The following is a 14,173-nucleotide window of genomic DNA, read 5'->3' as shown; positions in this document are numbered from 1 at the left end:
ATCATCAGATTATATACATTCGATGTTTCAATCATGGCTGCATTGGCCATAGTTTTAATTAGGGAGTGAGCGAATTGAGTTATTCACATTTAACTCTGCATACGGATAAATATCAAATCAATATGATGTATGCCCATTGGGTGCAGGGGTCATTGAATAAAAAGGCCGTGTTTGAGGCTTACTTTAGAAAACTGCCGTTTGGCAACGGGTATGCCGTTTTTGCGGGCTTGGAGAGAATTGTAGATTATATCCGGCAGTTAACCTTCAGCGATGAGGATATTCATTATCTGAGGCAGCAGGAGGAGCGATATAAGGAAGGATTTTTGGACGAGCTGAAAAACTTCAGGTTTACCGGTAACATCCACGCCGTGCCGGAAGGGACGTTGGTTTTTCCGAATGAACCGTTAATTCGCGTTGAGGCCCGTATATTTGAAGCGCAGTTGATTGAAACCGCATTGCTGAACTTTATGAATTACCAAACGCTCATTGCAACCAAAGCGTCGCGGATCAAGCAGGTGGCTGCCAATGAGACCTTGCTTGAGTTTGGAACAAGAAGAGCGCAGGAGGCCGATGCGGCGGTGTGGGGGGCCAGAGCGGCCTATATTGCAGGCTTTGATGCGACTTCTAACTTGCGGGCCGGCATGCTGTTCGGCATCCCTACCAAGGGCACCCATGCCCATGCCTGGATCCAGGATCATGATACGGAAGAAGAAGCCTTCCAAAAATTCGCTGAAGCGCTTCCCGATCAGGTTTCTTTACTTGTGGACACTTATGATTCGGTAAAAAGCGGGATTCCTAATGCGATAAAAACGGCAAAACTGTTAGAGCAGCAGGGGAAAAGAATGAACTCCATCCGGATAGACAGCGGGGATCTGGCCTACATATCCAAGCAAGCCAGAGAAATGCTCGACCGTGCGGGACTTCCTTATGTAAAAATCATCGCCTCCAACGACATTGATGAAAATATTATCATTAACCTGAAGGCCCAACAAGCGAAAATAGACGTGTGGGGAGTGGGGACACAGTTAATTACCGCGGCGGATCAGCCGTCCTTGGGCGGTGTCTATAAACTCGTGGCAAGAGAAAAGAAAGGTGCATACGAGCCGGTAATTAAGATTTCAGGCAATCCGGAAAAAGTATCCAATCCGGGCATCAAAGAAATCTACCGCATTATCAATAAAGAGACGGGAAAAGCGGAAGCGGATTACATTGCTCAAAGTGACGAGACCGACGTGCGGCGGGGCAAGCCTCTGAAATTGTTTGATCCCCTGCAACCGTATAAAAATAAAATCGTCACTAATTATGAGGGAGTCCCCCTTTTAAAACCTATTTATATCGATGGCGAGCTGGTTTATTCACTGCCGAAGCTGGAAGACATCCGTCGGTTTCACCAAGAACAGCTCCAGCTTTTTTGGCCGGAATATCTCCGCATATTGAATCCCGAATTGTACAGGGTCAATCTTAGCCCCGCGTCGTGGGCCCTAAAGATGAAGCTCATTCAAAAATACAACGGGTAGTATGGATGGATATGGGATTGTCTCAGCCTGCTGTGATGTCGGCGGCGTACCGTTCTGTTTTCTGCTATAATGATTGGACGGATAGTTAAGCTTACCAAAAAGGGGCGGTGGGGACATGGACAAATTCCTTAACGAACAATGCGATGATCCCTGCACGGGCACCGGTATGATTGCCGAATTGAAAAGAGATTTGATACCGGAACCGACTGCATCGGCGCTTGCCGATATATTCAAGGTGCTGGGGGACCCGACCCGGGTGAAAATTATATATACGCTGCTGGAAAAAGAGCTTTGTGTGCACGACCTGACACAAGTGCTGGATATGGGGCAGTCGGCGGTTTCCCATCAGCTGCGTTATCTGCGCAATCTGCGCATCGTGAAGCGGCGCAAAGCCGGCAAAACGGTATTCTACTCGCTGGATGACGAGCATATCGAACAAATTTTCGTTCAGATGCTTCAGCATGTGATGCACGGATAATGCCCATGCGTTCCAGGGTCGATAAAACACCCCTGTGATCGACAGGCCGGCAGCGGCTGTCCTTCACAGGGGTGTATCGTCATAGCATGATTTACCTCTTGCGCCGCATTCGCTCTTCGCGCTCCCACTTTCGCAAATGCGGATACGGGTCGAACGACCAATCGGTCAATCCATTGTCGCGGTAAAGCCCGTAATGCAGATGCGGTGGGAATTTGCCGGATGTTCCGGGCTTCCCGTAGCCAGAGCTGCCGACCCAGCCGACCACTTGGCCCGGTTTTACGACGTCGCCCAGCTTCACTTCTTTTTTGTTGAATCCGGACAAGTGGGCAAAGTAGTGATACACATTGTTCAAGTCACGGATGCCGATCCGCCAACCTCCGTATGGGTTCCAGCCCATCACCTCGATAATGCCGTATGTTGCACTGCGTACCGGTACTCCGTAGCCTGCGAACAGGTCCGTTCCTTCATGAATCCGGAATCCTCCCCAGCCGCGGCTGGCGCCCCACGTGCTCCGATAGGAGTAATTGGAGCCAAGCGGCATCACAAAGCAGTGCTCATGCAGGTCCAAGGTGTCGAATGTACCGTAAATCCGGGCGAATTGCTGAATTCGCTCCACGCTGCGGTTATTTTGATAGTATTCCCAGAGTCCAATGCGCAGATCCTCTTCGGCGGTTCCTTTGTTGAGCAGATAAGAAGCCATCGAATAAAGCCGGTCAAGATCGTCCATCCGATCCGCCAAGCCGTCGCCTGAACCGTCGCGGCCCATGCCGCCAAACAGCTTAATGCTTTGCTCGTTCATATCCTCATGGTCCGGATTGAACATTCCGCCCCATTGCAGATCTGTAAAATAGATGGCCACCAGACTGTCCTTGAGAGGCCTTTTCTTGGACAAATTAATCGAGCGTTCATATTGATCGATGGCAGCCAAGTAATTCCAGGGAATGCCTGTTAACGCGCTCACCTTATCGAATAAATCTTTTCGTTCTGCAAATACCTCTTTCATCCCGGCTGCCTCTTTGCCGCTTTTGGGGGCAGACTTTGAGGATACGGCAGGGGCGGCTGCGGACGCTTGTTTCTCCACAGGCCAGAGCGCGGCGCTCGTCAAGGTCGTGCACACCAGCACGGCGGTTAGAGCCCGAGCATACCATGCGACCATAGGAAAGTTACCTCCTTCTAATGACATTCTCGATCCGGATATGCTGCAACAATCCCTTTACAATGTTGATAGCATTACCTTTTGTGTATCGATAGGTTACGCTAAATAACGGCTTTTTATCCCATGCCAAGTTTGATATGATGCTTCTGGAGGGATGCTGTATGGCGTTTGAACACCGTGAGGAGCATCTGGATGAACGGATGCTGATTTTGCAGGCGAATATCGATGATATGAACCCTGAATACTGCTCATACATTACGGATTTGCTGTTTGAACAGGGGGCGAACGATGTCTATTGGATTCCGATCATTATGAAAAAGGGCCGTCCCGGCGTCATGCTCAATGTGCTTACGGACGAATCGCAAGCGGAAAAGATGGAAACCGTCATTTTTCGCGAAACGACGACGCTGGGGCTTCGTTACGTGAGAGCATCCGTCCATCGTCTGGGGAGGACGTTTCATGCGGTAGATACCCCATGGGGCATAATTCACGTTAAGGCAGGATTTCATCAGGGAGAGCTCGTGCAATTCGCACCGGAATTCAAAGAGTGTGAGCACGCGGCGAGGACGTACGGCATACCGCTGAAAACGGTGTACGACGAGGTGCGCAGAAGGTTTATGGAAAGAACGGGGGAAGAGGGAAAAGCATAAAAAAGCCCCCGTTACAAATGCCGCGCGTAACAGAGGCGGGAGCAGCAAGAAAAGCTTCGGCTTGCAGCCTGTTTAATGAAGGTTTTAGATGAGGCTTTTCTTGAAAATATCGGGATCGTGAACCTCTTTAGCCGTGGTTGCACGCGGATTCGTGCCGCGGCTCCTGGCACAGGCCTTCTTCATGGTTCTGGTGCCCATGGTGATGCGTGTGTTCATGATGTTGATGGCCATGTCCATGGCGATCGTGACTATGGGTATGGTGATCGTGGTTATGCCCATGATCATGATGGTGATGGTGATGATGGTCCTCATCGTGATGGCTGTGATGATGGGCATGTTCATGGTGAATTTCTTCGTGATGAATGCGCCATTTGTTCGCATACGGGTCGGCGTCTCCTACGATAGCCCGCAGAACATTGGGCTGTTCCGGCAGATCCCGTGTGCCCGCGCCATAGCCGATGGCTTCCACGATCATGGGAGGCAGACTCTTGGCGAATTCGTCCACCAGGCCGGATACAATCCCTGCTCCGGTCGGAGTCGTCATTTCCAGCGCAATCGAGGTATGGGCAATAGGCAGTCCTCTCATCATTTCAAGCGTCGCCGGAGCAGGTACCGGATAAATGCCGTGGTCGCAGTGCACCGTGCCTGAACCCAGCGGAACGGCGGAGGAAACGATTTTCTCAATATTCAACGAATCGATAGCCAATGCCACCCCGATGACGTCAACGATGGAATCGATCGCGCCGACTTCATGAAAGTGTACTTTTTCAATGGGGATATTATGGATCTTGGCTTCGGCTATGCCGATTTTTTCAAAGATGGACAGACTCAGCTTGACCACGCGTTCGTTGAAGCCTGACCGATGGATCAGCTCCACAATCTCCGAATAATGGCGATGATGCTTCGGAGGGGTGTTCGGATCCGGCAGAACATCCAGCTTCAGCGCGGAGATCCCCCGTTTATTTACACGCTTCCATTCCAGCGTGAAGGGCTCGATCTTGATTTTGCGGAGTTCCTCTTCTATGTAATGGCGATCGGCCCCCGCATCCACCAGCGCCCCGAGCGTCATGTCCCCGCTAATACCGGAGAAGCAGTCCAAATACAAAAGTTTCATTCTTTATCCCTCTTTACCCGGTTGTAATGGATTAATGAAGCGTTATAACCGCCGCCGAAACCGTTATCGATATTGACGACGGAGATGCCTGGCGCACAGGCGTTCAGCATGGACAGCAGCGCGGCCATGCCCTGAAAGCTTGCGCCGTAGCCGATGCTTGTCGGGACCGCAATGATCGGAACCGCAACGAGACCGCCGACCACGCTGGCAAGAGCGCCTTCCATGCCGGCGACGACCACAACGGCGCTGGCGCAGCGGATCAGCGGCAGCCGGCGGAACAACCGGTGGATGCCGGCCACGCCGACATCGTACACACGCTCAACACGGCAGCCCATGCATTCGGCGGTGACGGCGGCTTCTTCGGCGACAGGCACGTCCGATGTACCCGCGCACACGACGGCGATGTATCCGTCTTCCTCATTTGTCCGGGCATCTCTAGACCGCCAGGAAATCGCCCGGGCATCGGCGTGATAGGCCGCGGCGGGTATGCGTTCCAGAATATATGCGGCCTTCTCCCCGCTGACCCGCGTCGCAAGCACGCGGTCCGTATGTGCCATGAGCCGTTCGAAGATCGCGGTAATCTGCTCCGCGGATTTTCCCTCGCCAAAAATAACTTCGGGAAAGCCGGTTCTTGCCTCTCTCTTAAGGTCAAGCTGCGCATACCCGAGGGAATCGTCCACAGGAAGGGCTTCAGTCCAGAGTCCCCGACCTTCCCCCGCTTCCTCCAATAGACGTTTAGCATCGGCAATATCGAGATCTCCCGATGCTACAAGCTTCAAAATCTGATCTGTATTCATCATATCGGAAAAGACTATCCTCCCAAATTCAACCCTTTTCCTAGTGTACCATATTTCCTGCGGAATGTAATTCGAAGCGCAGTTGATCCGACCGTACGATTATTTTTCCTTCTGCGTTAAATTCCGGTTTGTGGTATACTTTCCTTGAAGATATTTATTTTCTGAAGAAAGCGGGGAAGCTCTATGGCGACTCGACAAATAGAACGTAAACCCGATTGGCTGAAGATCAAGCTGGCTACCGGTGACAATTACAAGGAATTAAAAAATATGATGCGCGGGAAAACTTTGCATACGGTGTGCGAAGAGGCGAAGTGTCCGAACATTCACGAATGCTGGGCGAACCGGACCGCTACCTTCATGATTCTTGGAGACATATGCACACGGGCCTGCCGGTTCTGTGCGGTAACGTCGGGTTTGCCGACGGAACTCGACCTTCAGGAGCCCGAGCGTGTGGCCGAAGCCGCCGAACAGATGGGGCTCAGCCATGTGGTGGTCACATCCGTGGCACGGGACGATTTGAAGGACGGGGGGGCATCGATTTTTGCCGCTACGATCCGCGCATTGCGCGAACGCTTGCCGCTCGCCAGTGTGGAAGTGCTGATCCCCGATTTTCAAGGAAACGAAGAAGCGCTCCGCACGGTGCTCGAAGCCGGACCGAATATACTGAACCATAATGTGGAAACGGTGGAGCGTCTTTCCGACAGGGTGCGGGCCAAGGCCAAATACCGCCGTTCGATCGAGCTTCTGGAGCGCTCGAAGCGAATCGCTCCAAACATTCCAACCAAATCGAGCATCATGCTGGGTGTAGGTGAAGAATGGGACGAGATTTTGCAAACGATGGATGATTTGCGGGCGGTGGACTGCAACATTATGACGATTGGCCAATATCTGCAGCCCAGCGTGAATCATTTGCCGGTCATGCAATATTATACGCCCGAGCAGTTCGCCGAGCTGAAGGAAGAAGGGATGAAGCGCGGCTTTAGCCATGTGGAATCCGGTCCGCTCGTGCGCAGTTCATATCATGCGCACGATCAAGTGAAATCGGCGCAGCGGTCGTAAGAGCTTGACTCGGCAGTCGTAAGATCGTGAGGAGGCAGAGAACGTGATTCATATATCGGGCAAAACATATGAAGTGATTGTCGATCACAAGAATGGCTGGCGTTTTGAGGCGTTCCGGGACCGGTACAGCGAAGTGCTGGAACGTTACGATTATATTGTCGGGGATTGGGGCTATAATCAGCTTCGTCTCCGCGGTTTTTTTAAGGATAATCATCCGAAGGGCAGCAAAGATACGATTATCTCGACACTGCCCGACTATTTGAATGAGTACTGCAACTTCGGCTGCGCTTATTTTATTCTCGAAAAAGTCGGAAACAAGCAGCCTCAAGGCCATCCCGGCGAATCGGTTCCGGAAAGCGGAATTTGGCAGGACGGAGAGCCGGAGAAATCCAAAGAATCCGAGACGGATGAGCATAAGCAGCGGGATCAGGAACAGCGGCCGGCCGGACAAGCCCTGTCACAAATGAAATCCCCGTCCGAGGTTCAGCCGTGGGATGCAAGCCGCCGGAATAACCAGCCTCCGAATGGCAAAGGACAGCATCCGCGGAGCTCCAAGTCCGGAACGTCTTCGCGGCACTTCGAAGGCAAGCAAGGAGGAGCCCCCCGCGGGCAATACCAAGCAAACCAGGCCCAGCCTGCACAACAGCAAGCGGTTTTCGGCTCAAAGCCGGTGCATAAGCAGGGGAAAGGGTACAAGTCCAATCAACAGCAATAAGCCAAAACAGAATCTTCCCGCGTGGAAGCATAAGCAAAGTCCCGCCCTCCGTATAGGGGAGAGCGGGACTTTTTTATTTCGGATTGGAGACCGGGACCCCGCCGTGGGTGTATTCCTCCAGCGTGATGCCCTGCTTGGCGATTTCTTTGGCGGCATTCTTCCCGACATACCGCAGGTGCCATGGCTCATACTGATAGCCGGTAATCGATTCCTTGCCTTTCGGATAACGAATAATGAAGCCGTATTCCTGTGCATGCTCGGCCAGCCATTTGGCTTCCTTCGTATCCCCAAAGCAGTCCTGCGCCGGGCATTTGCCGCTGCTTCCGGTGACGTCGATCGCAAGTCCGGTTTCGTGCTCGCTGTGTCCCGGCTTGGCGCTGTACTTATTCGCGGCCGCTTCTCCATCGCGCTTGACGTAGTTGTTATAAAGCGTTTTTTGTGTCGCATGGGAGCGGTAGCCCGAAACCCCGGCCAGCGGGAGGCCGTCCTTCTTGGCAGCATCGAATAAGTCCTCAAGCGCCGAGGCGGCTTCTTTCCGGAGCATGCGTTTCTCCGATTTTTCTTTAAAGATGAAAGGCACGTTCGGTTCGACCAGATCTTTCGGATTATAATTTTCCGGCAGTTTGTTCGTTTTATTGACAAGAACAGCGACGTCTTCCGGATTCGCAATGACCCGGATCGAAGAATCATCCCCCTTACCTGACGGCGGGAGGTTTGCCGGCGGTTTCGTCGGTTCCTTCGCAGCGCCCCCGGTTTCCGAAGATCCTCCTTGTTTTACTGTATCATCCGGTTGGGAAGGTGCCGCGGCGGGGGGATCGCCAGGGTTTTGGGCAGCGGGAGCACCGCCGGTTTCTCCTTGTCCGACTTCGACTGAAGAAGGGTTTCCGCAGCCGGAAGCGGTAAAAGCGATGCAAGTCAGCAGCAGAGCAGCAGCGGCGGTTAGACGTAAATTCAATAGAAACAAATCCTTTCTCACATTGGCATATCTGAGTTGGCATGCGTCCAGTTCTATATGGTTTGACGATAAGAAACCGGGAAAAGTTGCATTTTTTGCAGGACAGACCGTCCCGCGGATGATCAACGACCGTAATCTGCATGTTAAATGACGGGTGGCTTTTTGATTCATCATTGTTCATTGTATCGCTCTTATCCGTCAAATGCCATCCTAAAAATTTGCAGTACGCTTGTCAGTATCGTAAAGTGGTAATGGTGGATATGATTGAGCTGTGGCGGCAGCCTGAGCGGGAGTTTCGGTATGCCGCGCCGTTAAACGATCGCAGCAAAGGAGAGGGAATGTCCATGAATGAAGCCATTCATAAACTGATGAATCACCGGTCCATACGCAAATTTAAACAGGAGCCTGTCACCAAGGAACAGCTGGTGACGATTATCCGTGCGGCCCAGATGGCCTCCACATCCAGCAATATGCAGGCGTATAGTGTGATTCAAATCAATGACCGGGATAAAAGAAGCCGGCTGGCCGCACTTGCGGGGAATCAAGCCTATGTCGAGGAATGCCCCGTATTTTTGGTTTGGTGCGCAGACTTGTACCGGCTCAAAACCGCCTGCGGGTTTGCCGAGGGAGAAGGGTATATCGGTACCACGGAAAATCTGGTTGTCGCCATAACAGACACAGCCCTGGCTGCCCAGAACGCCGTCGTGGCCGCGGAATCCATGGGGCTCGGAGCCGTCTATATTGGAGGAATCCGCAACCAGATCAAGGAGGTATCCGCTTTGCTGAAGCTGCCGGAATATGTGATTCCGGTGTACGGCATGTGTCTCGGCTACCCGGACCAATCCCCTTCGATCAGGCCGAGGCTGCCTTATGAGGCGGTTTTGCATGAGGATGTATACTCGGCGGAGAATTATGAAAATCTGATTCGAGCCTACGATGAGACAATGAAGCAATATATGCTGGATCGAACAAACGGCGCCAAGGATACGAATTGGACGCAGGCCATGGAGGTCAAACTGGGTACGCCGTCCCGATTGCATATGAAGGAATTCATCAGCTCGCAGCGGTTTTGGGATCACGACCGGGAAGCTCCCGATTCCAAAGCGTAATGCGGCTCTGGCTTGTTCTCCAACCCCCGCTTACTTTCTTACAGCAAATCCGTTATAATAATAGATCAGCAAGCTTGAAAGGAGCTACAGCCCTATGGCAGGAAGAAAAGAGGACGAGCTGGAGCTGACGCTGCTCGGCAGCCAGCAAACCCGATACCCGATGACTTATGCGCCCGAGATGCTCGAATCGTTCGATAACAAGCATCCGTACCGCGACTATTTTGTAAAATTCAATTGTCCCGAATTCACGAGCCTTTGTCCGATTACAGGACAGCCGGATTTCGCGACCATCTATATCAGTTATATTCCGGACCGCAAGATGGTAGAGAGCAAATCGCTCAAGCTGTACCTGTTCAGCTTCCGCAATCACGGCGATTTTCATGAGGACTGCGTGAACATCATCATGAACGACCTGATCAAGCTGATGGATCCCAAGTATATCGAAGTTTGGGGCAAGTTCACTCCGCGCGGAGGAATCTCCATCGATCCGTACTGCAATTACGGCCGGCCGGGAACGAAGTATGAGCAAATGGCGGAGCACCGCTTGCTGAATCATGACCTGTATCCGGAAAAGGTAGACAACCGTTGACCGGTAAGAGACTCCGGGTTTACATGGCTTTGGAGACTCCCGGCAATAAAATGAACCGTGAGCCCGTTGGAAGCGGGTATCACGGTTTTTGTTTGCTGTCATATTTCCGTGTGCTGCGATGTTCCGCTTAAGGTCGGCTTCATTATCAAAAATTCTTTATCCCGCAAGGGTTTTAAGGCACTTTTGTTGAATTTATCTGCAGAAAAACATTGGAATACGGCAAAACTCCATTAAGTAAACAAAAGAGGGATGACGGATGATTCATCAACATAATAGACTGCCGCTTTATATACAATTAAAAGAATGGATTATTACCCAGATTGAAACGAAAAAATTTAAAAGCGGCGAGAAAATTCCGACGGAGCATCGGCTTTCGGAAATGCATGAAATTAGCCGCCCGACCGTCAGACAAGCGCTTGCCGAACTGGTACAAGAGGGTTATTTGGAAAAAAGGAGGGGGTTGGGAACCTACGTTGCCCGCCCGATGTTTACGGGAAAAGCGTCCATATTGCGCACATTCGGCGAGGATATGGAAATGATCGGACTAAACCATAGCGCAAAGATGATTTCCAAAAAGCAATATAACGCCTCCGTTCCATTGGCAAATGAATTGAATATAGAGCCGGACAGTCCGGTATTTGAAATCGTTCGTTTAAGATTGGCAAATGGAACACCTCTGGCCATTCGAACCTCCATTATCCCCAAAGCGTTTGATCCCGAATTAATGAATAAGGACCTGGAGAATTATGGGTTGTATGAAATGCTGGCTAAATCGAATCACTTCCCCAGCTACTCCAAGCAAAAATTCCAAGCTGTTGCGGCTACGAAAGAAGAAGCGGAACTTCTGCTCGTCAAAGCTGGAACGCCGTTGATGCTGTGGAAAGGGGTGGTATACACAACAAATAATCAGCCGATAGAAAAGGTGAAGATTGTCTACCTTGGCTCACATTTTAGCTTTGAAATCGATCAAATACGGCTTGAATCGAATGTTCATTTTACGAATATACCGGCGAATAACGAATAAGATACATTTCTCGGATTCTCATGTTAATAAATATAACATAAATATACGATAATAAGTTTAACTTAATAATTTATGTCATTATTTATTACAAATATGTTTACAAAAAATGCAATTGATATTATAATTAGGGCATATATAAACGGTGTTTTAAGTATTATGTATCATTATGTGTAATAAAAATTAACAAAAATATGCTGAACCATCCATTATTTTTTTAGTAATAGTTGTAAAGACAACTTAACAACTCGGAGGGGAAGATCAATGGTCCTGAATTTTGTTGAGAGCCGGAATGAGAATGTAAAAACGAAAAGCGCCATTGCATTACAAGGAGTCAAGAAATGGTTTTATGATCAAGAGGGAAATATGGTTCAGGTAATCAAAGATATCACGCTTGAGATTAAGGATAAGGAATTTATCAGCATTGTTGGACCGAGCGGCTGCGGGAAAAGTACGATGTTTAACATCATTGCCGGTTTGCTCGAACCTTCGGAAGGCCAGGTCAGTGTTCACGGACATGATGTTTCATCATCCACGGGGCATGTCGGCTATATGATGCAAAAAGATTTGTTGTTTCCTTGGCGAACAGTAATCGAAAACGTAAGTCTTGGACTTGAAGTGAAAGGAAGATCCAGAAAGGAACGGGAAGAGTTAGCTTTGGAATATTTGGCCAAATACGGTTTAGCCGATTTTGCACACGCCTACCCTGCCACACTCTCTGGCGGAATGAAACAAAGAGTGGCATTAATCCGGACGCTCGTCATCAACCCCGACATTATTTTGTTGGATGAACCCTTTTCCGCATTAGATTATCAGACGCGGCTTGTGCTTGAGGAAGAAATCTTAACGATTCTGAGGGATTATGATAAAACCGTTGTTTTAATTACTCATGATATTGGTGAAGCCATCGCGATGTCTGACCGGGTAGCCGTTATGAGCCAACGCCCCACCTTTGTAAAAAAAGTATATGATGTAGGACTTGCCCAGGAGTACGGTTCGGCCATGAAGGCAAGGACAGATCCGCGTTATAATTCGTATTTTGACCAAATATGGGCTGATTTGGATATTCAAATAGGGAGGGAATCTTGATGGCCACACTGGAAACGGGAGTAAAAAAGGAAAGCATTTCAACAGTGTATGTAAAACCAAAAGAAAAAAAGAAAACACGCAGCCCTTTTCTGATTCTCAATTTTTATCGCATACTCATTATACTGGCCATCGTGGGATTATGGGAGCTTGCCGTTCGGTTCCAATTCGTCAATGCTTTCTTAATGGGTTCTCCGCAAGGCATATGGAGCGAAGCCATTCGACTCATCCAATCGGGGCAGCTGTTCACGGATACGATAGCCACTTTGTACGGGACGATTACGGGTTTTATTATCGGGAGCTTATTAGGTTCTGGCGTAGGGCTTCTACTATGGTATTCCGAGAGGGCTGCCAAAGTTATTGATCCGTTTGTTGTAGCGTTGAATGGCCTGCCCAAAATCGCGCTTGCCCCCATGATCATCATTTGGTTCGGCTCGGGCATCTTTTCAAAAATGGCATTGGCGACCATTGCCACCTTCATTGTTGCGCTTCTATCGGCGTACCAAGGTACCCATCAAATCGATTCCAGTCTCATTCATTTAATGAAATCGCTGGGCGCCACGAAGGGGCAAATATTCCGGAAAGTGGTCATTCCATCGACACTGCCATGGATAATTTCCGCATTTCGTTTGAATATCGGCTTTGCTTTGATTTCTGTTATCGGGGGTGAATTTATTTCATCGGATAAGGGGCTGGGCAGAATGATTTTTGTTGCCGGGAACCTCTTCAATTTGAATGTGGTATGGGTTGGGGTTTTGACGCTGATGCTTGTAGCGATCCTGCTGTATGCCATCGTGACGAAGCTGCAATCCAAATTGCTTCCATGGGAACAAGCTGAATTAGAAAAGACAAAATAACTTTCAACTGTGCGGGAGGAACCATACCATGAAAAAAACGTTTTTAATTCTTATCCTTTCGATTCTTGTGGCCGCTCTTGGAGCCTGTTCATCCGGAAATTCGGCTTCTCCTGCACCATCGACGAATGCGGCGGAAGCACCGGATCCGGCGAAATCCGATGCCAACAAGGAAATGGATACAGTGCTTGTGACAGAAGCGTTTCACACGCTCCTTTACTTGCCGCTGTACGTTGCGAACAAAGAGGGATTATTTGAAAATAATCATATCAAAATTTCGAATATCCGTTCTGCCGGTACAGGACCGACCGCCCTGGCCTCTGTTTTAGCCGGTGAAGCCCAATTTTCCGTACATGGACCGGAGCATGTCGGGTTTGCAAAGGAAAAGGGCGGTCATGCCAAGGCGGTAAGTGCCGTTGCCAATAGTGCTCCTGTATGGATTCTTGCCAATAAAAATGTAGCGTTTAACTCTCCTGAAGACTTGCGGGGAAAGCGGATTGTCGTCGGTTTGGCGCCCGGAACCTCCAATACATTGCTGAAACGGCTGTTACGCGATCATGGTCTTGATTTTACAAAGGATGTAACGGTGACGGAAGTGCAAAATGGCTCTGAGCTAGGGCCTGTCCTGGCAGGGCAGGCGGATATCGCTGTTGCTTATCAGCCGCAGGTTGAACAAGGTTTATCTCAAGGACTTCAATTAATTTATAACTTTACGGAAGAATATCCCGAGTATGCCTTCTCCACATTTAATACGTCCATTCAGTTAATGGAAAAAAATCCCGACTTGGTCAAACGCTTTGTGAAGTCGATGGATGAGTCGCTGAAATTCATTCACCAAAACCCCGAAATTGCAAAAAAAGTGGCGCGGGCAGAATTTCCCGAATTAGATGGCGAAGTAGTAGACAATGCTGTACAGCGTATGATCGACAGCAATGTGTATCCGCCGAACGCCAACATCACGGAAGAGGCCTTTAAAGTTGCCATCGATATGCAGAAATTTGTGGGCAACATCAAGACGGATATGAAGTATGAAGATATTGTGGATGCCAGTTTTATCCCGAATGAATAGACAG

At 49.8% G+C, this 14,173-nt stretch carries 15 protein-coding genes; 11 read left to right on the top strand and 4 right to left on the bottom strand.

The window, feature by feature from the left end; genetic code table 11:
- Nucleotides 1-74: 74 nt before the first annotated feature.
- Both BLT35_RS18670 and BLT35_RS18665 read left to right on the top strand, forming a co-directional pair.
- Nucleotides 75-1,517, top strand: a complete 1,443-nt coding sequence (locus BLT35_RS18670) for a nicotinate phosphoribosyltransferase (RefSeq protein WP_074729383.1) — start codon at nucleotides 75-77, stop codon at nucleotides 1,515-1,517.
- A gap of 115 nt (nucleotides 1,518-1,632) precedes the next feature.
- Complete coding sequence (locus tag BLT35_RS18665) at nucleotides 1,633-1,995, top strand: ArsR/SmtB family transcription factor (protein ID WP_074729381.1); 363 nt, start codon at nucleotides 1,633-1,635, stop codon at nucleotides 1,993-1,995.
- A 91-nt stretch (nucleotides 1,996-2,086) separates the two neighbouring features.
- Here BLT35_RS18665 and BLT35_RS18660 read toward each other — a convergent pair whose 3' ends face one another.
- Nucleotides 2,087-3,151 (bottom strand): M23 family metallopeptidase, encoded by a 1,065-nt coding sequence (locus BLT35_RS18660; protein ID WP_074729379.1) that lies wholly within the window; start codon nucleotides 3,149-3,151, stop codon nucleotides 2,087-2,089.
- Nucleotides 3,152-3,312: 161 nt separating this feature from the next.
- Here BLT35_RS18660 and larC2 point away from each other — a divergent pair, with 161 nt between their 5' ends.
- Nucleotides 3,313-3,801 (top strand): nickel pincer cofactor biosynthesis protein LarC2, encoded by a 489-nt coding sequence (gene larC2, locus BLT35_RS18655; RefSeq protein WP_074729377.1) that lies wholly within the window; start codon nucleotides 3,313-3,315, stop codon nucleotides 3,799-3,801.
- A 127-nt stretch (nucleotides 3,802-3,928) separates the two neighbouring features.
- Here larC2 and larC read toward each other — a convergent pair whose 3' ends face one another.
- On the bottom strand, nucleotides 3,929-4,915 hold the full coding sequence (larC, locus tag BLT35_RS18650) for a nickel pincer cofactor biosynthesis protein LarC (protein ID WP_083351338.1): 987 nt from the start codon (nucleotides 4,913-4,915) through the stop codon (nucleotides 3,929-3,931).
- Complete coding sequence (gene larB / locus BLT35_RS18645; RefSeq protein ID WP_074729375.1) at nucleotides 4,912-5,715, bottom strand: nickel pincer cofactor biosynthesis protein LarB; 804 nt, start codon at nucleotides 5,713-5,715, stop codon at nucleotides 4,912-4,914. Before larB ends, larC begins: the two co-directional genes overlap by 4 nt.
- A 180-nt stretch (nucleotides 5,716-5,895) precedes the next feature.
- Here larB and lipA point away from each other — a divergent pair, with 180 nt between their 5' ends.
- Complete coding sequence (lipA, locus tag BLT35_RS18640; RefSeq protein WP_062409513.1) at nucleotides 5,896-6,771, top strand: lipoyl synthase; 876 nt, start codon at nucleotides 5,896-5,898, stop codon at nucleotides 6,769-6,771.
- A 43-nt stretch (nucleotides 6,772-6,814) separates the two neighbouring features.
- On the top strand, nucleotides 6,815-7,486 hold the full coding sequence (locus BLT35_RS27635; RefSeq protein WP_254777612.1) for a YutD family protein: 672 nt from the start codon (nucleotides 6,815-6,817) through the stop codon (nucleotides 7,484-7,486).
- Between the two features lie 73 nt (nucleotides 7,487-7,559).
- Here BLT35_RS27635 and BLT35_RS18630 read toward each other — a convergent pair whose 3' ends face one another.
- A complete protein-coding gene (locus BLT35_RS18630; RefSeq protein WP_254777611.1) occupies nucleotides 7,560-8,441 on the bottom strand; it encodes a M15 family metallopeptidase in 882 nt (293 codons plus the stop codon).
- A 251-nt stretch (nucleotides 8,442-8,692) separates the two neighbouring features.
- On the opposite strand from BLT35_RS18630, the gene nfsA reads away from it, so the two are divergent.
- From nfsA to BLT35_RS18600, 6 genes are all read left to right on the top strand, one after another.
- Nucleotides 8,693-9,550: an oxygen-insensitive NADPH nitroreductase gene (gene nfsA, locus BLT35_RS18625; protein ID WP_437438535.1), complete on the top strand. Its 858-nt coding sequence runs from the start codon at nucleotides 8,693-8,695 to the stop codon at nucleotides 9,548-9,550.
- Nucleotides 9,551-9,644: 94 nt separating this feature from the next.
- Nucleotides 9,645-10,139 carry a preQ(1) synthase gene (gene queF, locus BLT35_RS18620; protein ID WP_054819240.1) on the top strand — a complete coding sequence of 165 codons (495 nt, stop codon included), beginning with the start codon at nucleotides 9,645-9,647 and terminating at the stop codon, nucleotides 10,137-10,139.
- A 256-nt stretch (nucleotides 10,140-10,395) separates the two neighbouring features.
- On the top strand, nucleotides 10,396-11,163 hold the full coding sequence (locus BLT35_RS18615) for a GntR family transcriptional regulator (RefSeq protein WP_074729373.1): 768 nt from the start codon (nucleotides 10,396-10,398) through the stop codon (nucleotides 11,161-11,163).
- Between the two features lie 261 nt (nucleotides 11,164-11,424).
- A complete protein-coding gene (locus BLT35_RS18610; protein WP_062409511.1) occupies nucleotides 11,425-12,249 on the top strand; it encodes an ABC transporter ATP-binding protein in 825 nt (274 codons plus the stop codon).
- Nucleotides 12,249-13,103 (top strand): ABC transporter permease, encoded by an 855-nt coding sequence (locus tag BLT35_RS18605; RefSeq protein ID WP_062409510.1) that lies wholly within the window; start codon nucleotides 12,249-12,251, stop codon nucleotides 13,101-13,103. Before BLT35_RS18610 ends, BLT35_RS18605 begins: the two co-directional genes overlap by 1 nt.
- A 28-nt stretch (nucleotides 13,104-13,131) precedes the next feature.
- Complete coding sequence (locus BLT35_RS18600; protein ID WP_074729371.1) at nucleotides 13,132-14,169, top strand: ABC transporter substrate-binding protein; 1,038 nt, start codon at nucleotides 13,132-13,134, stop codon at nucleotides 14,167-14,169.
- Nucleotides 14,170-14,173 lie beyond the last annotated feature (4 nt).

Source organism: Paenibacillus naphthalenovorans (assembly GCF_900099895.1).
Lineage (GTDB): Bacteria > Bacillota > Bacilli > Paenibacillales > NBRC-103111 > Paenibacillus_G > Paenibacillus_G naphthalenovorans.
Note: the sequence above shows the minus strand (reverse complement) of the source record. Positions and strands in the feature narration are given on the sequence as shown.